General features: G+C 56.6%; 27 protein-coding genes. 13 read left to right on the top strand and 14 right to left on the bottom strand.

Features of this window, described 5'->3' with window-relative positions; translation table 11 throughout:
* The first annotated feature begins 70 nt into the window (after positions 1-70).
* Positions 71-559 carry a peroxiredoxin gene (locus J7412_RS09665; protein WP_209078472.1) on the top strand — a complete coding sequence of 163 codons (489 nt, stop codon included), beginning with the start codon at positions 71-73 and terminating at the stop codon, positions 557-559.
* 50 nt (positions 560-609) lie between these two features.
* Here the strand turns inward: J7412_RS09665 and J7412_RS09660 are convergent, their stop codons facing one another.
* The 5 genes from J7412_RS09660 to J7412_RS09640 all read right to left on the bottom strand — a co-directional run bounded on the left by J7412_RS09660 (position 610) and on the right by J7412_RS09640 (position 5839).
* Positions 610-900, bottom strand: coding sequence for a 4a-hydroxytetrahydrobiopterin dehydratase (locus tag J7412_RS09660; protein WP_209078471.1), 291 nt, complete (start codon positions 898-900; stop codon positions 610-612).
* On the bottom strand, positions 897-2084 hold the full coding sequence (locus J7412_RS09655) for a GNAT family N-acetyltransferase (protein ID WP_209078470.1): 1188 nt from the start codon (positions 2082-2084) through the stop codon (positions 897-899). The genes J7412_RS09660 and J7412_RS09655 overlap by 4 nt, the downstream gene beginning before the upstream one ends.
* A gap of 186 nt (positions 2085-2270) precedes the next feature.
* Positions 2271-2732: a RidA family protein gene (locus tag J7412_RS09650; RefSeq protein WP_209078469.1), complete on the bottom strand. Its 462-nt coding sequence runs from the start codon at positions 2730-2732 to the stop codon at positions 2271-2273.
* A gap of 72 nt (positions 2733-2804) precedes the next feature.
* Positions 2805-4109, bottom strand: coding sequence for an HlyD family type I secretion periplasmic adaptor subunit (locus tag J7412_RS09645; RefSeq protein WP_209078468.1), 1305 nt, complete (start codon positions 4107-4109; stop codon positions 2805-2807).
* Positions 4106-5839: a type I secretion system permease/ATPase gene (locus J7412_RS09640; RefSeq protein ID WP_209078467.1), complete on the bottom strand. Its 1734-nt coding sequence runs from the start codon at positions 5837-5839 to the stop codon at positions 4106-4108. The genes J7412_RS09645 and J7412_RS09640 overlap by 4 nt, the downstream gene beginning before the upstream one ends.
* A gap of 191 nt (positions 5840-6030) precedes the next feature.
* Here J7412_RS09640 and J7412_RS09635 point away from each other — a divergent pair, with 191 nt between their 5' ends.
* Together J7412_RS09635 and J7412_RS09630 are read left to right on the top strand one after the other, a co-directional pair.
* Positions 6031-6810 (top strand): VacJ family lipoprotein, encoded by a 780-nt coding sequence (locus J7412_RS09635; RefSeq protein ID WP_348539433.1) that lies wholly within the window; start codon positions 6031-6033, stop codon positions 6808-6810.
* Positions 6797-7405 (top strand): ABC transporter substrate-binding protein, encoded by a 609-nt coding sequence (locus tag J7412_RS09630; protein ID WP_209078466.1) that lies wholly within the window; start codon positions 6797-6799, stop codon positions 7403-7405. Before J7412_RS09635 ends, J7412_RS09630 begins: the two co-directional genes overlap by 14 nt.
* A 42-nt stretch (positions 7406-7447) precedes the next feature.
* Here J7412_RS09630 and J7412_RS09625 read toward each other — a convergent pair whose 3' ends face one another.
* On the bottom strand, positions 7448-9613 hold the full coding sequence (locus J7412_RS09625) for a transglycosylase domain-containing protein (RefSeq protein WP_209078465.1): 2166 nt from the start codon (positions 9611-9613) through the stop codon (positions 7448-7450).
* A gap of 257 nt (positions 9614-9870) precedes the next feature.
* Between J7412_RS09625 and J7412_RS09620 the strand changes: the two genes are divergently transcribed.
* The 3 genes from J7412_RS09620 (at position 9871) to J7412_RS09610 (ending at position 11999) form a co-directional block, all read left to right on the top strand.
* Positions 9871-10209: a P-II family nitrogen regulator gene (locus tag J7412_RS09620; protein WP_058238401.1), complete on the top strand. Its 339-nt coding sequence runs from the start codon at positions 9871-9873 to the stop codon at positions 10207-10209.
* A 25-nt stretch (positions 10210-10234) separates the two neighbouring features.
* The gene (amt, locus tag J7412_RS09615) at positions 10235-11551 is read left to right on the top strand and encodes an ammonium transporter (protein ID WP_209078464.1); all 1317 of its coding nucleotides are present in this window, start codon (positions 10235-10237) and stop codon (positions 11549-11551) included.
* Positions 11552-11645: 94 nt separating this feature from the next.
* Entirely contained in the window at positions 11646-11999 is a 354-nt protein-coding gene (locus J7412_RS09610) for a hypothetical protein (protein WP_209078463.1), read from the top strand.
* A 49-nt stretch (positions 12000-12048) separates the two neighbouring features.
* Here J7412_RS09610 and J7412_RS09605 read toward each other — a convergent pair whose 3' ends face one another.
* Together J7412_RS09605 and J7412_RS09600 are read right to left on the bottom strand one after the other, a co-directional pair.
* Complete coding sequence (locus tag J7412_RS09605) at positions 12049-12273, bottom strand: DUF1150 family protein (RefSeq protein ID WP_209064788.1); 225 nt, start codon at positions 12271-12273, stop codon at positions 12049-12051.
* 4 nt (positions 12274-12277) lie between these two features.
* Positions 12278-12691, bottom strand: coding sequence for an Hsp20 family protein (locus J7412_RS09600; protein WP_209064786.1), 414 nt, complete (start codon positions 12689-12691; stop codon positions 12278-12280).
* 199 nt (positions 12692-12890) lie between these two features.
* Between J7412_RS09600 and J7412_RS09595 the strand changes: the two genes are divergently transcribed.
* The gene (locus tag J7412_RS09595; protein ID WP_209065011.1) at positions 12891-13115 is read left to right on the top strand and encodes a DUF465 domain-containing protein; all 225 of its coding nucleotides are present in this window, start codon (positions 12891-12893) and stop codon (positions 13113-13115) included.
* Positions 13116-13127: 12 nt separating this feature from the next.
* On the opposite strand, the gene J7412_RS09590 is transcribed toward J7412_RS09595, so the two are convergent.
* The 3 genes from J7412_RS09590 to J7412_RS09580 form a co-directional block, all read right to left on the bottom strand.
* Positions 13128-13724: an outer membrane lipoprotein carrier protein LolA gene (locus J7412_RS09590; protein ID WP_209078462.1), complete on the bottom strand. Its 597-nt coding sequence runs from the start codon at positions 13722-13724 to the stop codon at positions 13128-13130.
* Between the two features lie 78 nt (positions 13725-13802).
* Positions 13803-16727: a DNA translocase FtsK gene (locus J7412_RS09585; RefSeq protein WP_209078461.1), complete on the bottom strand. Its 2925-nt coding sequence runs from the start codon at positions 16725-16727 to the stop codon at positions 13803-13805.
* Positions 16728-16741: 14 nt separating this feature from the next.
* A complete protein-coding gene (locus J7412_RS09580; protein WP_209078460.1) occupies positions 16742-17929 on the bottom strand; it encodes an aminotransferase class I/II-fold pyridoxal phosphate-dependent enzyme in 1188 nt (395 codons plus the stop codon).
* 184 nt (positions 17930-18113) lie between these two features.
* Here J7412_RS09580 and smpB point away from each other — a divergent pair, with 184 nt between their 5' ends.
* On the top strand, positions 18114-18593 hold the full coding sequence (smpB, locus tag J7412_RS09575) for an SsrA-binding protein SmpB (RefSeq protein WP_209065009.1): 480 nt from the start codon (positions 18114-18116) through the stop codon (positions 18591-18593).
* Here the strand turns inward: smpB and J7412_RS09570 are convergent.
* The gene (locus J7412_RS09570) at positions 18581-19303 is read right to left on the bottom strand and encodes a hypothetical protein (RefSeq protein ID WP_209078459.1); all 723 of its coding nucleotides are present in this window, start codon (positions 19301-19303) and stop codon (positions 18581-18583) included. The two genes, smpB and J7412_RS09570, sit on opposite strands and share 13 nt — an antisense overlap.
* A 203-nt stretch (positions 19304-19506) precedes the next feature.
* On the opposite strand from J7412_RS09570, the gene sseA reads away from it, so the two are divergent.
* The 3 genes from sseA (at position 19507) to J7412_RS09555 (ending at position 22066) form a co-directional block, all read left to right on the top strand.
* Positions 19507-20361, top strand: coding sequence for a 3-mercaptopyruvate sulfurtransferase (gene sseA, locus J7412_RS09565; protein ID WP_209078458.1), 855 nt, complete (start codon positions 19507-19509; stop codon positions 20359-20361).
* Entirely contained in the window at positions 20361-21545 is a 1185-nt protein-coding gene (locus tag J7412_RS09560; protein WP_209078457.1) for an amino acid aminotransferase, read from the top strand. The genes sseA and J7412_RS09560 overlap by 1 nt, the downstream gene beginning before the upstream one ends.
* A gap of 62 nt (positions 21546-21607) precedes the next feature.
* Complete coding sequence (locus J7412_RS09555; protein WP_209078456.1) at positions 21608-22066, top strand: GAF domain-containing protein; 459 nt, start codon at positions 21608-21610, stop codon at positions 22064-22066.
* A gap of 3 nt (positions 22067-22069) precedes the next feature.
* On the opposite strand, the gene J7412_RS09550 is transcribed toward J7412_RS09555, so the two are convergent.
* Positions 22070-22723, bottom strand: a complete 654-nt coding sequence (locus tag J7412_RS09550; RefSeq protein ID WP_209078455.1) for an RluA family pseudouridine synthase — start codon at positions 22721-22723, stop codon at positions 22070-22072.
* Between the two features lie 106 nt (positions 22724-22829).
* Between J7412_RS09550 and J7412_RS09545 the strand changes: the two genes are divergently transcribed.
* On the top strand, positions 22830-23240 hold the full coding sequence (locus J7412_RS09545; RefSeq protein WP_209078454.1) for a nuclear transport factor 2 family protein: 411 nt from the start codon (positions 22830-22832) through the stop codon (positions 23238-23240).
* A 3-nt stretch (positions 23241-23243) separates the two neighbouring features.
* Positions 23244-23957 carry an SGNH/GDSL hydrolase family protein gene (locus J7412_RS09540; RefSeq protein ID WP_209078453.1) on the top strand — a complete coding sequence of 238 codons (714 nt, stop codon included), beginning with the start codon at positions 23244-23246 and terminating at the stop codon, positions 23955-23957.
* Positions 23958-23960: 3 nt separating this feature from the next.
* Here J7412_RS09540 and rarD read toward each other — a convergent pair whose 3' ends face one another.
* Complete coding sequence (rarD, locus tag J7412_RS09535) at positions 23961-24869, bottom strand: EamA family transporter RarD (protein WP_209078452.1); 909 nt, start codon at positions 24867-24869, stop codon at positions 23961-23963.
* Positions 24870-24924 lie beyond the last annotated feature (55 nt).

The following is a 24924-nucleotide window of genomic DNA, read 5'->3' as shown; positions in this document are numbered from 1 at the left end:
GCGGCCATTGCGTCAATCGCATCGGAGCCTATATCCGCATTTCAGGGAAACGCAACGAAGAGTATAATCAATGACAATTTCTGTAGGTGATAACATCCCAGAGGGCACACTGATGAAGGTTGGGGCAGAAGGCCCGGAACCCGTCAGCGTTGAGAGCCTGACCAAAGGGCGCAAAGTTATTCTGTTTGGTCTGCCCGGCGCCTTTACGGGTACATGTTCTTCAGCCCATCTGCCAAGCTTCATGCGCAACATGGACGCGTTCAAAGAAAAGGGCGTTGAGGAAGTGATCTGCTTGTCGGTGAACGACCCGTTCGTAATGGACGCGTGGGACAAGAACACTCAGGCCGCCGAAGCTGGCGTAACATTGCTGGCCGACCCAAGCGGCGCTTTGACCGTAGCCATGGGGCTGGAATTCTCTGTGCCCGAGATCGGCTTTTTGAACCGCTCCAAGCGTTACGCCGCACTGCTGGAAGATGGCGTGGTGAAAGTGCTGAACGTTGAAGAGTCCCCAGGTGTTTGCGAGGTCAGCGCTGGCGAAACCATGCTGTCGGCCCTCTAAGCCAACCAGTTCTGGCGGCCGTTCCGGAATTCAGATCGGGCCGCCACACTTTAAAGCGAATCCATCTTCCGTGCGAGCTTGGCGTCCAACGCCGAAATCCCACCGACATCATGGGTCGTGAGCACCACTTCCACACGGTTATAGACGTTGAACCACTCAGGGTGGTGGTTCCATTTCTCCGCCCAAATTGCGGCGCGTGTCATCCAGCCAAATGCCTCGACAAAATTGTCAAACTTGAATGATTTCTGGAGCGCATCCCGCTCCGTATCTAGGGTCCAGCCGTTCTCGAGAAGCGGCTCTAATACCGCGTCTCTCGCAGCTTCGCTTAGTCGCTCTGTCATTGATGGTCCTCCTCCGATGTCTTCTTAAACGGCCCCCAAGCCGTAAGCACTTCAACGTCTTGCGACACGGCCCGACGTTCAGCCTCCAGGAATTTGTCAACGGCCTCCCGAAATCCTGCATCTCTTATCCAATGCAGCGAGTGGGTTGTGACCGGCAAGTAACCTCTTGCCAGTTTGTGCTCCCCCTGCGCGCCCGCCTCAACCGAAGACAGGCCGTTTGAAATGGCCCAGTCCATCGCCTGATAATAACACAACTCAAAATGCAGGCAGGGGTGGTCTTCAACGCACCCCCAGTAACGGCCGAAAAGTGCGTCGCGTCCGATGAAGTTCATGGCCCCTGCGACGGCTTGCCCCCCGCGCATTGCGAACACGAGAAGCACATCCTCCCGCATGGTCTCATGAATGATGTCAAAGAAAGTACGGGTCAGATAGGGCGAGCCCCACTTGCGGGCGCCTGTATCTTGATAAAAGCGCCACATCGCATCCCAGTGCTCAGGCTGGATTTCCCCGCCAGTAAGAGCGACAATTTCACCGCCAAACTGCTGGGCCTTGGCACGCTCTTTCTTGATGTTCTTGCGCTTGCGTGATGACAGCCTGGCAAGGAAATCATCGAAATTGTCATAGCCGTCATTCAGCCAGTGAAACTGCTGGCCGGTGCGATAGGACAGGCCCAGCTGTTTGCCGATCTCTGCCTCTTCAGGCGTGCAAAACGTGATATGTGCGCTGCTGAGGTCGTTGTCATCCGCGATCTGAACCATGGCCTGCGTGAGCGCCGCTTGCGCACGTCCCTCCCAGTCTTTACGTCCTAGAAACCGAGGGCCAGTCACCGGCGTAAACGGCACCGCAGACTGCAGCTTGGGATAGTAGCGCCCGCCCGCCTGCTCATATGCATGCGCCCAATTGTGATCAAAGACATACTCGCCCTGTGAATGCTCTTTGACATACATCGGCGCAGCGGCGGTCAATCCCTCATCACTGCGGACCGTCAGGTAACGCGGGTACCACCCTGTGCCGGCTCCCACAGATCCGCTTTCCTCAAGAGCTGATAAAAACCGATGCGAAACAAATGGATTGGCGCACCTCTGACCTGCCAGCCCGTCAGCATCTGCACAGGCATCCCACTCGGCAGCGGGAATGTCGCGCAGCGTATTGTGGACTTCGATCTCAATTTGCTTACCGTCCATGCCCGTTCTCCGAATGCCCAAGGCTACTCAGCGCTTAGTGCCGAGCAGCGCTCCGTTCCAGCTTTGATCACAATACGCAATAAGGGCAAATCCGGACGTCACTTTTTGGTGGTGCTCTCCGAAATGCCTACCAAGAAAATGGCGCGGTGCATTTGCCATGCACCGCGCCACTAAAAGGCAAACCGTTTACGCGATCTGGAAAATCGCTTCGATTTCCACCGCAACGCCCAGCGGAAGCGCACCAGCGGACACCGCGGAACGGGCATGACGGCCTTTGTCGCCCAGCGCCTCAACAAGGAAATCGGAGGCCCCGTTGATGACCTTTGGCTGATCTGTGAACTCAGGCGTTGAGTTTACAAAACCCACCAGCTTCACAACACGCACCAGCCGGTCGATATCGCCACCACAAGCCGCTTTCAGCGCTGCCAGCAGACTGATTGCGCAAGTCTTGGCGGCATCTGCACCAGCTTGCGTATCCAAATCCGCACCAACTTTACCGACAATGAGCCCATCTTCATTCATGGAAATCTGGCCGGAAACATAGACCATGTCCCCAACAACCACATAAGGCACATAGTTTGCTGCCGGTGCGGCCACATCCGGCAAAGTGACACCAAGCTCGCTCAGTCTCGCTTCGATCTTGCTCATTTTATTTGCTCCCAAAAGCCAAGGTGCCGCGACGCTAGACCCAACAATCTGATTTGGAAAGCAGCTTTCCGGTCAGCTTTCGCGGAAGGCTTTCACGAAATAGTCTGTGAGCGGCTTCGTCAAATACGCAAGCGGTGTACGATCCGTTGTGCGCAAGAACGCATCTACGGGCATGCCCGGTATCAGCGTCACATCAGATGGCAATTTTTCCACTTCGCCTTCAGACAGCTCAATCTCGGCTTCGTAGTAGGACTCGCCCGTTTGGTCGTCTTCAAACGCATCCGGTGAAATACGCACCACATTGCCCTCAAGCTCCGGCGTCGTACGCTGATCAAACGCCGAAAACCGCAACGCAACCTCTTGCCCCGGATAGACCTGATCGACGTGAATGGTGGGAACCTGCACAGCCGCCACCAGCGGGCGGTCCTGCGGCACGATAAACATCAAGGGGTCCGCGGGCCTGATCACCGATTGGAGCGTGAACACGTTAAGCCCATAGACAACACCCGACACCGGCGCCCGAATGGCGAGGCGGTCAAGTTTCTGGCTCAGCTGACGCCGACGCTCTGCCAATTCAAGTTCCCGATATCTCAGATCGCGCAAAGTCGCGATCGCTTCTTCACGACGCGTGGTCTGCAACTTGAGCAGTTCGATTTCAATTTCCGTGATACGGCCATCGGCCTGCGCGCGTTGCGCCAGCAGTTCTCCGACTTGCCCAGCGAGGGACGCCTCTTCCCGTTGCAGCGCCAGCACCCGTGTGGCCTGCGCCAACCCCTTTTCCAGTAGCTGTTGCTGGTCCGCCAATTCAGCCCTGATCAAATCAAGCTGCTGGCTGAGCGCATTTCTTTGGGCATCAATCCCTTCGATTTGGCTCTGAATCTGCGCGATGCGCTTTCCGAGCTGTTCCGTATTGCGATCCAAAGATTCCGAACGCGCCATGAACAAGCGTACTTGGCCGTCCATAAACCCGGACACGTCGGGGTTTTCAAAACCTGCCTTGATCAGCTCTCCGTCAAACAACACAACTTCGGCGTCATCACGCTCCGCTTCAAGGCGTCCACGGCGCGCCATGATCTCCCAGAGCTCACCTTCAGTCACAATCAGCTCAGACATGAGGTCCGCTTCATCAAGCCTGAGCAGCAATTGCCCCTGCTCCACCTGATCACCTTCGTCGACCCCGATTTCAGTAATTACACCACCGTCAATGTGCTGAACCACCTGCCGGTTGCGATCCACCTCAACGCGGCCTGAAGCCACAATCGCCCCCGCAATTTGTGATCCGACGGCCCAGGCGCCAAACCCACCAACCAAAATCAGAAGTGCAATGCCGCCGTAAATGAGGGGCGCGCGTGCCGTCCAACGGTTGTTCGTATTCATTGTACCCCTCCTGGAGTGGTTGCACCTTTGACCTCAGAGTAGTTCTGCAGAACTTCTTTGAGCACCTCGTCGCGAGGCCCAAACGCCCGTCGTGCGCCCTGCTCCAAAACCAAGAGTTTGTTGCATTCCTGAATAGCCGCAGGGCGGTGCGCCATGATCAAGACCGCCTTGCCCGAAGCTTTCATGTTCCGAATCGCGGTATTGAGCGCGTTGGATCCTTCATTGTCCAGATTGGAGTTCGGCTCATCCAAAACAAGGAGCACCGGATTGTCATACATCGCGCGCGCAAGTCCGATCCGTTGAATTTGCCCGCCCGAAAGGCGCCCGCCATGAGAGGCTACTTGTGTGTCGTAGCCTTCCGGCAGTTTCAGGATCATCTCATGCGCGTCGGCTTTTTGTGCGGCCTCTACAACCTTTTCCGGATCAGGCGTTTCTGCGAGACGCGCGATGTTGTCCGCAATTGTGCCGTCAAACAGCTCGACCCGCTGTGGCAGATAGCCGATATAGCGCCCAAGGTCCGTTGGATCATATTGATCAAGTGTCGCGCCATCTAGCCGCACTTTACCACCGGCAGTCTTCCAAACCCCAGTGATCGCTTTCGCCAAAGTCGACTTCCCCGCTCCGGAAGAGCCGATAACCCCGACGGCCTCGCCCGGTGCTACGTCAAATGTGATCATACGCAAGGACGCCTGACTCTCACCCGGAGGCACCACAGTCACCTGCTGCAGGCGGAGGCGTGCCGCAGGCACCGGCAGTTTCGTACGAGGCGCTTCCGGCGGCACTTCGCCAAGGAGTACAGAAAGGTTTTGCCAACCGTTGCGGGCACGCTGCACAACCGCCCATTGGTTCACGGCCATTTCAATTGGCGCCAGTGCGCGGCCCAAGAGAATGGAACCTGCGATCATGGCCCCCGGCGTGACCAGGCCCTTCAGCGCAAGATAGGCCCCAAGACCGAGCATCGCAGACTGCAGAAAAAGACGGAACGTTTTGGTGCTGGTGGAAAACAGACCGCCGACATCGGCAGCAGCAACTGTGGCTTGCAACGACTCGCTGCGCGCTTTGCGCCAACGGCGAAACGCGGCTTCGCGCATCCCCAGCGCACTGACCATCTCCGCCTCAGCTTGCAGCTGCGATGACATCTGATTGGCCACATGCGTTGACATATTCACCCGCTGCAGAGGTCTGCGTGAGGCAAGCTGATTAAGCACCGCCGCAATAATCAGAATGCCACCACCAACAACGGCCAGCATACCAAGCCAGGGATGGAAAAGCGTGATCCCAATCAGAAACACAGGCGTCCAAGGAATATCGAAAACGGCCGTCAGCACCGGCGACGTAAGAAGGCGTTGAATGGACTCCAGATCCGACAAAGCGGTTTGCGATTCACGAGACTTTTCGATTGTCGACCGGCGGATTGCGGCATCAAAAACGCGTTGATCCAAATCCTCTTGGAACCGCGCCCCCACGCGCGCCATCACGCGCCCGCGCACGAAATCAAGCACGCCCATGAGTGTGAAAAGAAATGCGACCAACAGCGACAGTGCAATCAACGTCTCTTCAGATCCGCTGCCCAGAACCCGATCGTAGACCTGCAGCATATACAGGGGGCCGGTGAGCATCAGCAGGTTCACAAAGAAGCTGAATAAGCCAACTGCCCAATAAAGAGCACGGCTGCGCTTTCGGACACTTCTGAGTTCTTCTTCGCCTTGTTTTACAGCAGGTGATGCCATCAACTTTACTCTTGTCACTTAGTCTTGGGTCGCAGTCCATCTTCGTTTGCTATATGGAACGCTAAAGAATCAACCTAAGCGACCAATATGGCCGAAACCAAAACAGCGGTTTCAATTCGTCTTTATGCTGCTTAGGTAGACTATATCTAAATGTGAACGTGCCATAGTTGGTGAGTAGAAGAGAATACGACGTGACCCTCCTGCCACAATTCTTGCTTAATAAACAGCGCAATCTGCTTTGCCTCCTGTTGGCCTTGACCGTCAGCGCCTGCGCGAGCACCTCAAGCCAGCCGCCTTCGGGGATCAATGATCCGAACGAGGCTGCGAACCGCCGTATCCACGGCTTCAACAAATCGGTCGATAAAGTCCTGCTCTCACCTGCGGCTACCGGCTATGGCACGATCGTGCCGCCAGTTGCGCGCAGAGGCTTCTCGAATTTTGCAGATCATCTGTCGCTGCCAAATGACTTCATCAACAACTCCCTGCAAGGCAATGTGGGCGAAGCAACCACCAACCTTGCGCGCTTTACCGTGAACACATTGTTTGGCCTGTTCGGGTTTATCGACGTCGCCAGCGCCGGCGGAATGGAAAGGCACGACACTGACTTCGGCGAAACGCTTCATGTTTGGGGCAAAGGCGAAGGCGCCTATACCGAGCTTCCATTCTTTGGTCCTTCAACAACCCGCGACGCCTACGGCCTGCTTGTCGACATCATCTTGGACCCCTTCTTTGTGGTGACACGCGAGCCCACGCGATACATCGGTGCAGGCGCCTATGTCGTGAATGTGATGGGCAACCGTTATGACTACGACGAGACCATCGATTCCATTCTCTACGAGAGTGCCGACAGCTACGCCCAAGCACGTATTCTTTACCTGCAGAACCGCCGCTTCGAACTTGGAAACGGTGATGCAAGCACTTATGTCGATCCCGAATTCGACCCCTATGAGGATCCGTATGCCGATTTCTAAGCTGTCCCGCCGTTCGTTTATTTCCTTTGTTGGCGCGTCCCTCGTGGCAGGCGCCGCAGCCGGACCTGCACTTGCGACCAACGAAGCACAAGCGACTGCACTCATCGAGAAGGCCGTCGCGGACATCAACAAGGTGATTTCTTCGGGTAAGCCCGTGAACGCAATGATCAAAGATTTCGAGCGGATCTTTGTAAAATATGCGGATGTGAACATCCTCGCGCGCTCTGCGCTTGGCCCTGATGCGCGCAGCGCAAGCAATAGCCAGCTGAAATCCTACACCAAGGCATTCCAAGGCTATATCGCCCGCAAGTACGGCAAACGCTTCAATGAGTTTGTCGGCGGCAAGGTGGATGTTGTCAGCGGTCGTCCTGTAAAAAGCTTCTATGAAGTCAAAACCCAGGTCACCCTGCGCGGTCAGGCACCTTTTGAGGTGAACTTCCTGGTGTCTGACAAATCAGGCCAAAACCGCTTCTTTGACATGATCATCGAAGGCATCAGCCTGCGTCTGTCGGAAAAGTCGGAAATCGGTGCATTGCTGGACCGCAACAATGGCAACATCGACGGCCTTATTCGCGACCTGAACAAAGCTGGCTGATCTCCGCTTTCTAGCATGTAGACAATTTTGACGGCGGCGATATCAATTGCCGCCGAAAATGTCTCTCAGGATGCCATTCACCACATCTTCGATGCCGGAACGCTTAGGTCGGTCGGGTGTCCAAACCTTTTTGGGCTGCGGCTTGGGCACAAAGGCAGGCAGGGGTTTTGGCTCAACGCCCTCGTGAATGCGAACCATGGCTTCGCGCCAAATTTCAGCTGGTAAGCCACCGCCCGTCACACCAGTCAAAGGTGTGTTGTCATCATAGCCCATCCACACCCCAGCAACGTACTCGCTGGTAAAGCCAATGAACCACGCATCCCGTGCGGCTTGCGTGGTGCCGGTTTTACCTGCCACCTGCCAGCCTGGCATTTGCGCCCGCGCGCCCGTGCCCTCGCTCACCACCTTCTCCATCATCCAGATAAGTTCGCGCGCCGCAGCATCCGAGATCACACGCTCGCCAATGCCGCCACCTGAGCCCATCAAAGAACTTTCATCCCCAAGCAGCCGCAGCTCGACCAGCCCGTAAGGCGTAACAGACGAGCCACCATTGAGGATACCGGCATACGCCCCGGTCATTTCTAGCAAGCTGCTTTCAGACGCTCCGAGCGCGAGCGCGGGACCCGCCGCCAGATCGCTTTCGATGCCAAACATACTTGCCACGGTACGCACATTTTCGCGCCCCGCCTGCTCTGACACTTTCACCGCCGGAATGTTCAACGAGTTCTGCAGAGCAAAGGTCAGTGAGACATCTCCATAATATTTGCCGGTGTAGTTCTTTGGACACCACTGACCTGATCCGGGGATATTCTGGCAATAAGGCTCATCCAGAACCTTGTCGTCATAATGAGCGCCGCGCTCCAATGCGGTGGCATAGACAAATGGCTTGAAGGCACTGCCAGTTTGACGCTTCGCTTGCGTCGCACGGTTAAAGGCACCTGACACCTGAGTCTCGCGACCACCTACCATAGCGCGTACCGCCCCATCAGCCGACATAACAACAATGGCGGCTTGCGCTTTTGAGCCTTCGCGAACCTTGTTCTCAAAAACCCAGCGAAGCCCTTCTTCAGCAGCAGCCTGAATAACCGGATCCAACGTGGTTTTTAGGATCACATCTTCCGTGGTGTTACGAGTAAAGAATTCAGGCCCGGACGCCATGACCCAATCCGCGAAATACCCACCCGCATTCGCCTTGGCAGCCTCTGACAATGTCGCCGGGTTCGCTTGATAAAAGGCCGTATCTTTTTCCGACAGATAATCCTGCTCGTTCATGAGCCGCAGGACAGTCGCCGCGCGATCTTGAGAACGCTGCAGATTGGCCGTTGGTGCCAAAGAGGACGGCGCAGTCAGCAGACCCGCAAGCATGGCCCCCTCTGCTGGCGTCAAATTCGCGGCGGGCTTGCCGAAATAACGTTGAGCCGCAGCCTCGGCACCGTAAGCACCGCCCCCCATGTAGGCGCGGTTCAAATAGACCGACAGGATTTCGTCTTTGGTATATTTGACCTCCATCGCCATAGCATAGATTGCTTCCTTGGCTTTCCGCCCCAGCGATCCTCGCCGACAATCCCGCACGTAGGCAGCTTCACTTTCCCAGTCATCGGGATCGTAGGCCACGCCGAGACACAGAAGCTTTGCAGTCTGTTGAGTGAGTGTGGAGCCACCGTGACCTGAGAGCGGGCCACGCCCTTCCCGCAGGTTGATCCGAACGGCACTCGCCACACCACGCGGGCTGATCCCGAAATGGCGGTAGAATCTTTTGTCCTCCGTCGCCACCACCGCATTTTTGAGATGCTTGGAAACCGTATCGGCGGTCACAACACCACCAAATTGGTCTCCACGCCACGCAAAAACTCTGTCGTCACGGTCAAGAAGCGTGACAGACCCTCGCGCCCGTCCATCCAGCAGCTCATCAACATCGGGCAGAGTCAGGTACACATAGCCGACAGCGAATGAGACGATCAGAGCGACCACAAAGCTTGTGCGCCAAACCAGCGACCAGACAAGGCGCAGCACCCATCCAATGATCCGGCGAAAAAACGCGACAATCGGATTCTGTTTGCGCGCTGGCTTGCGAGCCGTAGTGCGTTTCTTTTTTGCCGCTGCCGGCTTGGCTTTGGGTTTCGCAGACTTGCGAGCGGACTTTGTCGCTGTGCGACCGTAGCGCTTCTCTGCCACCAACAGAGGCTTTTTTCGTCTTGAATCACTCATGGATACCCAGCTGCTCAGTTCGCTTTTCGCCTATTTTACCCCGTTGCTGACTGCTTGTAAGGCCGAAGTACAGTCGGATTCAGTTATCATTAAGCTCATTTTTTGTGCATCAGCTATTTTTAGCACTTTTTTTGAGCATGTGCCTTCGAAATTAGCCAATTGACGCGGCTTCAGCCTTCGTTTTCGGCGCTCTGCTGCGGTTTTCTGCAGACGCAAAATTCGCGGGGCGCCCCCCGCATCGCCAAAAGGGGAACAAGGTGAAACTGATTATCGCAACGATCAAACCGTTCAAGCTTGAGGAGGTCCGCGAGGCGCTGACCGACATCGGCGTGCGCGGCATGATGGTCACTGAAATCAAGGGCTTCGGCTCCCAATCCGGACACACTGAAATTTATCGCGGCGCTGAATACGCTGTGAACTTTGTGCCGAAAGTCAAACTCGAGCTCGTGGTCGCAGCCAACATGGCAGACCAAGTTGTCGAAACCATCACTAAGACCGCCCAGACCGGCAAAATTGGCGACGGCAAAATCTTTGTATTGGACGTGCAGCAAGCAATCCGCGTGCGCACCGGCGAAACGGATGCAGACGCCATCTAAGGCGTCGCAAGGAAGGAATACACGCATGAAAACTCTGACGAAAATTGCTCTGACCGGTGCGCTGACAGCGCTTCCGACTCTGAGCTTTGCTCAGGAAGCCGCTGCGGCTCCGGGCTTTGACGAAATTGGGCCATACATCATGACCACCCTGCTGTTCTTGGTGGGTGGTTTCCTTGTTTTCTGGATGGCAGCCGGTTTTGCGATGCTTGAGGCAGGCCTCGTTCGCTCCAAGAACGTGACCATGCAGTTGACCAAAAACATGGCGCTCTTTTCGATTGCGGCCATCATGTATTGGCTGGTTGGTTTCAACCTGATGTATCCTGGCGACTTTAACGGCTACTTCGCGTTCAACTTTGTTCCAACCTCTCTGGAACCAGTTGGCCTCGACGCAGCTGATGCCGCGCTGGACTACGCGTCCGTTGGCTCTGACTTCTTCTTCCAGTTGATGTTCGTTGCCGCGACCGCATCCATCGTTTCCGGTGCGCTGGCAGAACGTATCAAGCTGTGGCCGTTCCTCGCATTCGTTGTTGTCCTGACCGGCATCCTGTACCCGATCTCCGGCTCCTGGCAGTGGGGCGGCGGCTGGTTGTCTGAACTCGGCTTCTCCGACTTTGCAGGCTCCACCATTGTGCACTCCGTAGGCGGCTGGGCTGCTCTCGCTGGTGCCATCGTACTTGGCCCACGTATCGGCAAATACAAAGACGGCCGCACCGTACCTATGCCAGGTTCCAACCTTGCTCTGGCAACTCTGGGCACATTCATCCTGTGGCTCGGCTGGTTCGGCTTCAACGGCGGCTCTCAGCTGGCAATGGGCACTGTGGGTGATGTCACCGACGTATCGCGCATCTTTGCCAACACCAACATGGCCGCAGCAGCTGGCGCAGTTGCCGCACTGATCCTGACACAGATCCTCTACAAGAAACCTGACCTGACCATGATCCTGAACGGCGCACTGGCAGGCCTCGTTTCCATCACTGCAGAACCTCTCGCACCTTCGCTGGCAGGCTCTCTGGTGATCGGCGCAGTGGGTGGCGTGATCGTGGTAATCACTGTTCCGCTGCTGGACAAGCTGAAGATCGACGACGTTGTTGGTGCGATCCCGGTTCACCTCTTCGCAGGCATCTGGGGCACCATCGCAGTGGCTTTCTCCGGTTCCGCAACCATCGGTGCACAGCTGACCGGTATCGTTGCCTACGGTGCGTTCACCTTCGTAGCTTCCCTGATCCTCTGGGTCATCCTGAAAGCCGTGATGGGCATCCGGGTTTCTGAGGAAGACGAGATCAACGGTCTGGACATGTCTGAACTGGGCATGGAAGCCTATCCAGATTTCTCCAAAGGCTAAGCAAAGCCGCTACAAACGAAATCGTGAAGCCCGGGCAGCCGCCCGGGCTTTTCAATTGCGAGACAGTATAGAGCGCTCATGATACTTTGTCCCCATGAGACATTTGATTTTATTCCTGAGCTTTTTTTGGGCGAGCAGCGCACTTGCTGATTCACCGCAGATTACAGGCATCAAAGCAAACTCAAGCACAAACGGCTGGCGCTTTGATGTCACCATCCTACATCCTGACACCGGCTGGGACGATTATGCAGATGGCTGGCGCGTAGAGCTTTCTGACGGCTCTATTTTAGGGACCCGTGAATTGCTCCATCCCCATGTGAATGAGCAGCCTTTTACCCGCAGCCTTAACTCTGTGGCCATTCCTGAAGGAACAACCACTGTCTACCTGCGCGCCAGGGACAATGTCGGTGGCTGGGCGGGGCAGACCACAGCTTACGAGTTGCCATAAAACAAAAGCGCGCCCGAAGGCGCGCCGATTTCATCGCGAATGGTTTTTGTCAGTGCACGGTTACCGGTGAGTAATTGTGCTGCCGCGCCAAGATAAACGCGAGATTACGCTCTTTCACAAGCGCGAGGCGCTCGCCGTCGGTGGTGTGCACAGCAAAGAGTGTTTCCGCACCTTCAGCTTGCTCCTGAACCTCTTCGGGCAACTCCGCAACCAAAACCTCCCGAACATAGACAACGCGATCATCCAGTGACTGGGTGTCAAATTCTGCCTGCATAATCTTATCCTTTCTTGATCTGGATGGTTTGAACAATCGTCTCAGGACGCGCCTGGGTCAGGTCTACATGCAGCAGACCGTTCTCCATAATGGCTTCACCTACCTCCACTCCATCCGCGAGTACGAAGCTGCGCTGAAACTGCCGCGCTGCGATGCCCCGATGCAGAAAAACACGCTCGCCGCTGTCTTCCGCCTGCCGCCCGCGTACCACGAGCTGACGGTCTTCAACGGTGATGCTCAGATCCTGCTCTCGGAAACCGGCAACCGCGAGTGTGATGCGATAGGAGTAATCCGAGGTCTGCTCAATATTGAACGGAGGATAGCCTTCGCCACCAGATTTTGCCGTCCTCTCCAAGAGGCGCTCGAGCTGCTCAAAGCCCAGAAGATGGGGATAGGACCCCAAAGTAAGTTTGGTCATTGACACGTCCTTTTCAAAGCGACCGTCTGCGCGCCGATCCCTTTCTGGCAACCGGCTGCCTAACAAATATGGGGGAGGCTCTGGCATCCCGCAAGTCACCAACTATCTCAACTGTCATAAATTCCGCGTGGTTGCTGTGCTTTTCAGCAGCGCACAAAGAGAGTATTCTATGACTCTCGCCAAGATTGAGGACAGCCAAATGAATGCCACGACCGATTTGTCCATGAAGACAGACGATGTTTTGCGAGTCGAATTGGAAGTTTTCAAACAGGAACACCGCGATCTCGATGATGCAATCAACGCACTTGTCGACCGTGGCACCGGCGACCAGCTGACCATTCAGCGCTTTAAAAAGCAGAAACTGCGCCTGAAAGACATCATCGCACGGATCGAAGACCGGCTTACGCCTGACATCATTGCCTGATTGGCACTCTACTTATTGACCTCGATTGCGTCTCTCGGTGTCGATGTCAAACAAGCTGCGCGGAAAGCTCATATCAGTTGTGACATCATCCAGCCGCACCGTTGTTTGCGAGCCATAGGCATCCAGAATCACCCACTCTTGTAGAGCGACAGGCGAATCAGAAAACTTGAGCTGAATCTGACCGCTTTCCGGACTCTTTGGGTCTTGGGCTGTCACCACAGTATGCGTGCCATCAAAGCTGTGCCCAACCACCATGTTGGCGGATCCCAGATCGACGTTTCTCGCCAAGATCAATGACAGCGGCGTGCGGCGCAACGGGTAGGTCTCCGGCGCACCGTTGGCGCGGTCATCAAAAATCGCAACGGCATTGTTGCTCGCTAGAACGAGCGCCTTTTGAGGCGGCGCGTATTCGAAACGCATTTTGCCCGGCCGCTGAATGAACAGACGTCCGGTTTGGACAGAACCATCATCAGAGGTCTGAACAAATGCGGCCTCAGCCGTTTTCAGACTGTTCAGATATGTGCTCAACGCATTCAGGGAGAGCTTTTCGGCAAACGCAGGTGCCGCAGTGGTCACAGCGACAAGGGCTGCAAATGTGAATCTAACCATTTTCATAAAACCAATATAGGCAGGCCCTATCGGGTTGCGCAGAGGCTGAGCACACTTTCTCGTGCACTCAGCGAAAAATCACTGCTCCGGCACCAGAATCTCACGCTTGCCAACGTGATTGGCCGGGCTGACAAGGCCTTCATCCTCCATCTGTTCCACAAGACGCGCAGCCTTGTTGTAGCCGATTGCCAGCTTGCGCTGGATGTAAGAAGTGGAGCATTTGCGGTCTTGAATGACGATCGCAACGGCAGAGTCATAGAGCGCGTCTTCACCATTGGTGTTGCCACCGGTGTTCAGTCCGAGCACGGCATCAATGTCGTCAGCCTTGCCATCTTCCGGCCCCTCAACAACGCCACCAATGTAGTCCGGCGGACCAAAGCTCTTGAGATGGTTCACAATCTCTTCGACCTCTTCGTCGCTCACAAACGGACCATGGCAGCGGGTGATTTTCGCACCACCAGCCATGTAGAGCATGTCCCCCATGCCAAGGAGCTGTTCAGCCCCCATCTCACCAAGGATCGTGCGGCTGTCCACTTTCGACGTGACCTGGAAAGAAATCCGCGTCGGAAAGTTCGCCTTGATCGTACCCGTGATCACGTCCACCGATGGGCGCTGCGTGGCCATGATCAGGTGAATACCCGAGGCACGCGCCATCTGTGCCAGACGTTGAATGCAGGCTTCGATCTCCTTGCCCGCCACCATCATAAGGTCCGCCATCTCGTCGACGATGACCACGATGTAGGGCATCTTTTCAGGCACGATCTCTTCGGTCTCAAACACGGGTTCGCCGGTCTCATCATCAAACCCGGTTTGCACTGTCCGGCTGAATGTCTCGCCCTTGGAGAGCGCATCATTCACGCGGCTGTTGTAGCCATCAATGTTGCGCACACCCATTTTGGACATCTTGCGGTAGCGATCTTCCATCTCGCCCACGACCCACTTCAATGCCACTACAGCTTTCTTCGGGTCGGTCACAACAGGCGACAGCAGATGCGGAATGCCGTCATACACAGACAATTCCAGCATCTTCGGGTCGATCATGATCAAACGGCAGTCTTCCGGCGTCAGGCGATAAAGCAGGGACAGGATCATGGTGTTGATCGCAACCGACTTACCCGAACCGGTGGTCCCCGCGATCAGCAGGTGAGGCATCTTCGCGAGATTGGCGACAATGGGATCGCCGCCGATATCTTTGCCGAGCGCAAGCGGCAGCTTCATATTGCTGTCGCCAAAGTCACGCGCAGCGAGGATCTCGCGCAGCACCACCTTTTCCCGGTTTTCATTTGGCAATTCGATGCCAATCACGCTGCGACCCGGCACAGTCGACACACGCGCAGACAGCGCAGACATCGAGCGCGCGATGTCATCTGCCAGACCAATCACACGGCTCGCCTTCAGACCCGGTGCCGGCTCAAGTTCATACATGGTGACAACAGGCCCGGGGCGCACGCTCACGATCTCGCCTTTGACACCGTAGTCATCCAAAACGGTTTCCAGCATACGCGCGTTTTCTTCTAACGCTTCATCACTCAAATGATGGCGCTTGATGTCGAGCGGATTCTCCAGAAGGCCAAGCGGCGGCAATTCGTAATGTGAGCTTTCCTCTTCAAAGGCCAAGGAAGGCTGTGCTTCTGCCTGCGCCCGAGTTGAGGGTTGAACCACCTTGTTCTGGCGCGGCTGCACAACTTTCTTCGGTTCGGCAACCGGAATTGGGGCGATTGGTGCGACCGGCGCTGGGGTGGGTGCTGGGGCGTCAGACACAATCTCAAACCCCGCAACGGTGCCCTCTTCCAGCTGTGGCTCAGGTGCGGCAACGCTTGGCTCTGGGGGGTAAGGGGCAGACTGATGCATGGAAAGCGGCGGTTCTGCCCGCAGACCGGCCAGGGGTGCAGCAACCACCTCAGGCTCAGGCACAGCGGTCAATGTCGGCTCATTGTCGCCCAACAACAGCGGGTCCGGGCCTCTGCCACGTCCCTTGGTCAGCGGTTTGTCTTTGTGCAACTCCGGTGGCGCCACAGGAACGCCGCGCCGTGCGCGCGAACGCATCACATCGGCAATTTTGGCGCTGATACGGGCCTCTTCCGGACGCTCGCCAAAATCTTCGGCAAAGAGATTTTCGACGAGTTCCTGCTCAGGCAAATCCTCGGGCGTCGGCTCTGCGCGCTTGATCAACCCTGGAATGCGCAGTCGGGGCTTTGGTTTTGCCTCAACCACCGCGTCTTGGAAATCGTCAGCATCCTCAAGAACATCGTCTTGCCATCCAGCCTCGGCAGCCATGTGATCACGCTGTGCGGCAAGCTCACGGCGCTCATTCCGACGCTCTTGTGCGGCCTTAGCAGCCTGCACCGCACCGGTTGCTCCACGCCCCAACAACCGCATCAAGGCATCATAGGCCAGCACCAAGCCAACAACGAGCCCTTGCGCCAAACGGCTGAGTTCCAGTTTGGTGAAACCAAGCACGAAGCCCGTGACAGCCACAAAGGCAATCCCGGTCAGCAGCGACATGAATTTCACACCCGACTGGGCTCCGATCGGCAAAATGGTCAGCAGAGCGCCCATGACCGTGTCGCCAAACAGGCCGCCAAGGCCAAATGCGTGAATCCAGTCCGAACCTGGCGTCAGGGTCGAGGCGTAAATTGCGCCCAATGCCAGCATAATCGGCGCAAAGATAATACGGCTCTGCACGCGCTCTTCGCCAACGTGAAAGGCAAAGCGCGCACCCCACGCGCCAAAAATCAAAGCGAGCCCAAGACTGCCCCAGCCGACAATGATAAACAGTGGTGCAGCGATCGAAGCCCCAAATCGCCCCAGCATATTCTGCACCGGTGCATCGGTGACGGACAGCCAGCTGGGATCGGATGGGGAGTAGGACAGGATCATGGCGGCCGACATAATCGCCAGCCCCAACAGCACGATACCAATCAGCTCTTTACCACGTTTTTCGACCGCCGCCTGTGTGTTGCTATCCAACAAAGGCCCACGTCCTCTCGCCTGATACGCCATACTCCACCTCTTTATTATTCTTGCCCGTAGAGACAGTCGCGCAGCTTCACCAGCGCCTCTGCCACCTCGGTTTTTGGAGCCACCAGTGCAGCCCTAATATACCCCTTCCCAGGGTTTTCTCCGTCTGCATCGCGGCTCAGATAAGCCCCCGGCAACACGCGCACGCCGGTTTCAGTCCAAAGTTTGACCGTTGCGGCCTCACCGTCTTCAACGGGCAGCCAGAGGAAAAAACCTGCGTTGGGGCTCTGATATCCTTCAATGCCCGCAAAAATCTCATCGGCGAGCTCAAATTTTTCCGCATAGAGTCTGCGATTCTCAATCACATGCTCTTCATCCTGCCAAACCTTGACCGCAGCCATTTGCAACGGAAGCGGCAAAGGCGCACCTGAGTAGGATCGCAATTGTTTGATCCGGCGAATGCTCTCCGGGCCGCCGCAAACAAATCCGGAGCGCAGGCCAGCGAGGTTGCTGCGTTTGCTCAGAGAGTGGAAAATCAGCACACGTTCGGGATCTGCCCCCATATCGCGTGCCACCTGAATGGCGCCGGTAGGTGCTTCGCCACGGTAGATTTCCGAATAGCACTCATCCGCGAAAATCTTGAAATCATATTTTTCGGCCAAGCCGATCAACTGTTCCCAATAGGCGCGATCCGCCACTGCACCCTGCGGGTTTGCAGGAGAGCAGACATAGGCAACTGCCGTGCGTTGGAGTTGCGCTTCAGAAAGGCCAGCAAAGTCCGGCAGATGGCCGCTTGCGTCGGTCGCGGGAACAAACAGCGCTTCCGCACCCACGGAGATCGCCGCCACCGCATAGACCTGATAAAACGGATTCGGTGTCAGAATGAGCGGCTGTTCGCCATTCTTGGTTTCCGGGCACAGCGCCATGGCGGAATTGTAAAGCCCTTCACGGGTGCCGTTAAGTGCCATAACTTCGGTGTCGGCATCCACAGGGACCCCATACCGGCGTTCCACCCACCCTGCGATGGCCTCAAGCAGTTCGGGCGCACCCTCGTTTGGAGGGTAGCGATTGAAGGTCGCGGCATGCGCAACAATTTCATCTGTCACCCAATCAGGGAAAGCATGCTTTGGCTCACCAATGGTCATATGGACAACTGGGCCACCTGGTTCCAGGTGATCCAATAGCGCACGCAGACGCGGGAATGCATAAGCCGGTAGGTTCGAAAACCGCTCGGGGAAAATCATATTCAACTGCCTCAAGTTCGGGATCATAGCGCCCCGTTTGTGCCCAAACTATCCAAAGCCTGAGTCTGCGTCCACTAAAATGCCGGGGACATTTGAGCTTGTGGCCTTCGCGCCACCACATCGTAAACGCCAAAGCACGCTCAGGATGGACACTGCCTAAGGAGCGCGCTATGCCACGCGGGTTATGGCCAAGAAGCAAAAGAACTCAGATCCGAATTACAAGGTGATCGCCGAGAACCGGCGGGCGCGGTATGACTATGCCATCGATGATGACATCGAAGTTGGCATTGTTTTGTCGGGATCAGAAGTGAAGTCTTTGCGCGAGAAGTCCGGCAATATTGCAGAAAGCTATGCTGCTGTGGAAGATGGCGAACTGTGGCTGGTGAACTCCTATATCGCGCCATATGAGCGCGCGATGTTCCCGCACCTCGAGCGGCGCAAACGTAAGCTGCTTGTCAGCAAGAAACAGCTTTCTGACCTGTGGAGTGCGACCCAGCGCAAAGGCATGACGTTGGTTCCCATGGTGATGTACTTCAATCACAAAGGCTTTGTGAAAATGAAGATCGGCATCGCCAAAGGTAAGAAAAACCACGACAAACGTGCGACGGAAGCCAAGCGCGACTGGGGCCGCCAAAAGCAGCGCCTACTGCGTCACGGCGATTGAACCCGCCTAAATAGCGCAAGCCATTCTGCGTCAATTTCGGCGAGTTTTTTGGGATCAATCTGATCAAGAATCTCCCAATAGCGTCCACTTGGTGCCGCATAGCCCAGCGCGGCTTCCGCACGGCGTAACTCGGCAACTTCTGCATGTGTTGCGACAACTTCGGGCTGGATGTCCCGCAGGTCGCTCAGCTCAGCGCGCGGAAATACCATGCGACTGTCCTCAACAGACAAATTCACACAGGCACAGCCCTCCTGCGCCGCAAGCAGCGCGAGGCGCGCAGACTTACCTTCAAGGTTCTGAAGCGACACATCTTCGCGCAGCGGGTCCGCCGCACCTGTCCCATAAAAATGCGTATTGCCCTGCTTGGGATAGACCATATCACATCCGATAAACGCCATGACGTCAGGCTTCAGCGCTCCCAGAGCCCAATACCCAGCCGTAAAGGCCATAGTGCCTCCCGCAAACAACACGCCGCCAAATGCATTGTTCTGCGGCACATATTCCGTATACCGCACCACGCTCTGCGCGTTGCTGATCTCAGACGGGTGTCGATCTTTGGGAAAGTCCTCAGGAAAGATCACATGTGTCCAATCGGGGCGCACGCGCCATGCGTTGTTGATGACAACGATGTGGTCAAACTGTTCCCTTGGCCAATCGGCGGCCAACGGTGCGTTGGGACCGCTGCCAATTATCAGGACCTTTCCCGCCATCACAATTTGCTCCCTCATCTTTAAATGCAGCTCCTAAATAGAACCGAGGAAGATTACGACATTCAACCAAAAGTGGTTCACTCATCGAAATTAGATTTACGCCCGACTTTTGGACGCCAGAATAGCCCTACGCTACCCCGCCACTTGCCTCTTGCGGGTGCGGGATGTAGGCAGTGTTTCTAGTGTTGCTGGAAAGGGATAAGATGAGCGACGATCCCAAGACATTGGTGTCCACCGAATGGCTGGCCGCCCACCTGAAAGACCCAGATCTCCGCATTCTGGATGGCTCTATGTCACCCGTTGGCATGGAGAACACGGCGGGCGCTGAATATCTGGAGCGCCACATCCCTGGTGCGCGCTATTTTGATATCGACGATATCTCAGATGGGCGCAGCAACCTCCCTCACATGGTACCGCCGGTCGAAAAATTCATGTCACGGCTGCGCGCGATGGGCGTCGGAGACGGCCATCAAGTGGTTGTCTATGACAGTGCAGGCCTGTTCTCTGCAGCGCGGGTTTGGTGGCTCTTCAAACTGATGGGTCAAAACAACATCGCGGTGCTGGACGGTGGGCTTCCCAAATGGATCGCCGAAGGCCGCCCTGTTGAGGATCTGCCGCCCATTATCCGCGACCGCCACATGACCGTGCGCCGCCAAAACCACATAGTGCGCGACGTGACGCAAGTTTCTCATGCGGCCAAACTTGGGGATCACGAAATCATTGATGCCCGCGCCGCAGCACGTTTCCGCGGCGACGCGCCAGAGCCCCGCGAAGGCCTGCGCTCAGGCCATATCCCGGGCTCCAAAAACGTACCGTTCACAGACACGCTGAATTCAGATGGCACGATGAAAACCGCAGAGGAGCTGCGCGGCGTCTTTGAAGGCGCAGGCGTCGATCTCAGCAAACCGGCCATCACCACCTGTGGTTCCGGTGTGACTGCGGCTGTTTTGTGCCTCGCGATGGAACGGTTCGGAAAGACCGATCACTCCCTTTATGATGGATCATGGGCCGAATGGGGGGCGTTCCCCACTGTGCCCGTAGCAACCGGAGAAGCCTGATGCTCACCAACCTGAAAGAGCAGCCCAAAGATAAGATCCTCGGCCTCATGGCCATGTATCGCGAAGATCCCCGTGCCACCAAGGTGGACTTGGGTGTTGGCGTTTACAAAAACGCCGAAGGTGTGACCCCGGTCATGCGTGCTGTAAAAGCGGCGGAGCAGAAGATTGTCGAGGAGCAGATCACCAAGGCGTATACCGGTTTGGCGGGTGATCCGGCCTATGCGGACGCCATGATCGACATGCTGCTCTCTGCCACCGTGGCGCGCGACCGTCTGGCTGCCGTGGCCACACCTGGCGGCACCGGTGCCATTCGTCAAGCTTTTGAGCTTGTCAAGACAGCAAGCCCCAAAGCCCGTGTTTTTGTGTCTGATCCAACTTGGCCCAACCACGTCAGCATCCTGAACCACCTCGGCATCGAAATGGTGAAATACCGCTATTTTGACGCCGAGACCCGTGGCGTGAACTTTGACGGCATGATGGAAGATCTTGCCGGCGTGACCCGTGATGATGTGGTTCTGTTGCATGGCTGCTGCCACAACCCGACCGGCGCCAACCTGAACCTGACGCAGTGGCAGACAGTGATCGACCTGATCACCGACAAAGGCTGCACGCCGATGATCGACATCGCCTATCAGGGCTTTGGCGACGGTCTGGAAGAAGACGCTGCTGCAACACGTCTGGTAGCCGCCTCCGTTCCGGAACTGCTGATCGCGGCTTCCTGCTCCAAGAACTTCGGCATCTATCGCGAGCGCACCGGTCTGCTGATTGCCATGAGCGAAAAAGCGGAGAACACCGCCATCGCCCAAGGCAACCTCAACCACCTCAACCGTCAGAACTTCTCCTTCCCGCCTGATCATGGCGCACGGGTGGTGACCACGATTCTGACTGATCCGGAGCTCAAAGCAGACTGGATGGCAGAGCTTGAAGAAACGCGCCTCGGCATGCTCGCGCTGCGCGAACAGCTCGCCAGCGAACTTCAGCGCCTGTCCGGCTCGGATCGCTTTGGCTTCCTTGCGCAACACCGCGGGATGTTCAGCCAGCTGGGCACCACGCCGGAGATGGTCGAGAAGCTGCGCGTGGACAATGCCATCTATATGGTTGGCGACAGCCGCATGAACATCGCAGGCCTGAACAAGAATTCTGTGCCGGTTCTGGCCAAAGCCATCATCGACGCTGGCATCTAAACTCACACCACAACCGCGCCTTGGCCCATCGCTGAGGCGCGGTTTCTTTTTGGAGTACGCTCATGTCTCTGGATTACACCACCCTTGCAGCCACAATCGCCTCCCTCACCGAAGGCGAAACCGACGCCGTCGCCCTCATGGCCACAGTGACTTGCGAAGTGCACCACGCCGATGACCGCTTTGACTGGACAGGTTTTTACCGCGTCGTCGCGCCTGAACTGCTCAAGATCGGTCCCTATCAAGGTGGTCACGGCTGTCTGGTGATCCCTTTCTCTCGCGGCGTCTGTGGCGCAGCTGCGCGCACCGGTGAAACACAGCTCGTCCCAGACGTAGATGCCTTCCCCGGCCACATCGCTTGCGCGAGCAGCACCCGCTCAGAACTGGTTTTGCCAGTCTGGAACGGCAATGGCGATTTGCTTGGCGTGTTTGACATCGACAGCAATCAGCCCGACGCTTTCACCCAAGAAGACGCCGATCAACTGAGCGCCATTCTCGCAGCCGCGTTCAAGAATGCAGCTTAAATTCTAGAAGGGCGCCTTGGCGCGAAACGCCATGCCCTTCCCACTCTCAGGATGGCTGATCCGCAGCTCTTCTGAGTGCAGCATCAGGCGGGGGAACGCCAAGGCTTCCCCCTCCGCATAAAGCGGATCTCCCAAAATCACATGTCCCAGCGCCAGCATATGCACCCGCAGTTGGTGGCTGCGGCCGGTTTTGGGGCTCAGGCGCACGCGCGTCTCGGTCTCACAGACCTTAAGCGCCCGCCAATCGGTGATCGCTGGCTTGCCATTCTCATGATCTACCATCTGACGTGGCCGATTGGGCCAATCTACGATCAGCGGCAGGTCGACCGTGCCAGATTTCTCCGCCATCTGTCCCCAAACCCGCGCCACATAGGTCTTCTTGGTTTTGCGCTTTTCAAACTGCATCGACAGGTTACGCTGCGCGTGCGGGGTCAAGGCAAACACCATCACACCGGATGTGTCCCGATCCAAACGGTGCACCAGCAAAGCTGTTGGAAAAGCTGTCTGAACACGACTGATCAGGCAATCAGAAAGATGCTCCCCCCGCCCTGGCACCGACAGCAGGCCAGAAGGTTTGTCGACCACAACAATGTCGCTGTCTTCATGCAAGATCGCCAGTGGATCTTGGGGCGGATCATAGGGGGTGATTTCAGTCATGGAGCCGGACATAGGGCTTTGAGGCAGGTTGGGCAACCCGACGTCAGGCTTGAGATGCCCCTATAGATGCGCAGGCTACACGTGGGAGAGTAAGGGAGGACCACAGATGCACCCCACAATCACACGCATGCAAGAGGTTGTCGCCAAGGGCAACGAAGACGACATCAAATCGCTGCTGGCTGAAGATGTAACATTTCAACCGCCAACTTACTGGGCCACTTGGACCGGACGGGACCCGGTGGCCGCAGTACTTGGACACGTGGGGAATGTCTTCACCGATTTTCGCTATCGCCGCGTGATGGGAGACGGCAAAGACTGGGCGCTCGAGTTTCAGTGCAAAGTGGGTGAGTTTGACTGTGTGGGTGTTGATCTGATCACCCTTGATGATGCGGGTGACATTAAGCATTTCGAAGTGGTGATGCGCCCATATAAGACCATTGGGGCGCTGCGCGATGCGATGAACAAGCGTGTCATGACGGACCCGCGTTTCCTGAAATTCAAAGAGGCTTTAAGCTAACTCATGTTGCCCGCTGCTGACCAAATTGCCCGTATTCCTTTGACCCCGGTTTTGGTGGCACAGGGACTGGGTGTGCGCCAGCGGGCCAACACGCTGAGTGAACCGCCGGGTGCGCGCGAAGGGCAAAGCGGCTCCGGCAAGCCGCTCAGACTGCTGATCGTCGGAGACAGCTCCGCCGCTGGTGTGGGGGCCACCTCACAGGAAAAAGCCCTGTCCGGCCGATTGGTGCAAAACCTTGCGCAAGATCATCAGGTGACTTGGAAACTGATTGGTGAAAGCAGCATCACCACCACGGGTATGCTGAAACGCCTGAACGCCCTGCCAGCGGCCTCTTTTGATCTGGCGATCACCGCCCTCGGTGTGAACGACGTAACCCGCGGCAGCAGCCGACGCAAATGGGTGAAGCGACAGACAGAGCTTGCGGATCTGCTGTCCACGAAGTTTGGCGCGCGGTTCATCGTGGCATCAGGCCTGCCGCCAATGGGCGCCTACCCGCAGGTGCCTCAACCCTTGCGGTGGGTGCTGGGGGCGCAGGCCACGCGCCTTGACGACGCGCTGGCAGGTTTGGCGGCCACACACCCGATACTCAGCCATCTGCCCATCGATCTGCCCTTTGAAACCCGCTATCAGGCGTCTGACGGGTATCATCCCTCCGAAGAGGCCTACACGCTCTGGGCATCATTGTTTGCAGACCACATCCGCACGCGACTTGGCTGACCCTCAGCCGCGCTTGCCAAGCAGATCTCTCAGCATCGGGATCGAATACACCACCAGTGCCAGCCAGATCATCGGGAATGCAATCATCCTTGCCTGCCCAAAGGGCTCATCAAACACAAACACCGCAACGAGGAAGATCATTGTCGGGGCGATGTACTGCATGATGCCAATGGTCGACAGCCGCATGAGCTTGGCGCCATTGGCGTAAAACAGCAGCGGCACCGCCGTGACCACGCCACATCCCAGCAACAGCCAGGTATCGTATGCGTTCTGCATAAAATGCCCTTGCCCGCTTGATATCAGCCAGGCCAGATATCCCGTTGCAGGCACGGACAGGATCAAAATTTCCAGCAAAAACCCTTGGTTGGGCCCAATCGGCAGCGATTTCTTGAAAAAAGCGTAAAAGCCCCAGGACACGGTAAGTGCCAATGCAGGCCAGGGCAGTTTGCCCGCATCTGCCCAAAGCACGGCCACAGCGCCAGCGGCCAAGGCCACGGCAATCCACTGCAGACGCGAAAGCCGCTCTCCCAGCAGACAGGCGGCGAGGGCAATGCTGAACAGCGGATTGATGTAATAGCCCAGCGCCGCATCAAGCGCGCGGTCGTTGGCAATCGACCAAACATAGATCCCCCAATTCACCGTGATCAGCGCCGCAGTGATGCAGCCCATGGCCAGCGTGCGGGGATTGCGCAACGCCGCGATCAAATCGCTCGTGCGCCGCAGAATGATCAAAACAGCCCCGGCAATCGGCACAGACCAAATGACCCGATGCGCCACAACTTCCAGCGCCGGCATATGCGCGAGAAGCTTCATGTAAAGCGGTAGGAACCCCCAAAGCAGATAAGCCGCCATCGCAAAGGCAAAACCTCTGGGCGTATCCACATTCTCGGGTGTGTTGCTGGTTGCCGCCATGGGTGTCTCCTTCAGCCGCGACGTGCCTTGATACCGCCCGGCCCATCGGAAGGAA

This window comes from Shimia sp. R9_3 (assembly GCF_017743755.1).
Lineage (GTDB): Bacteria > Pseudomonadota > Alphaproteobacteria > Rhodobacterales > Rhodobacteraceae > Shimia.
Note: the sequence above shows the minus strand (reverse complement) of the source record. Positions and strands in the feature narration are given on the sequence as shown.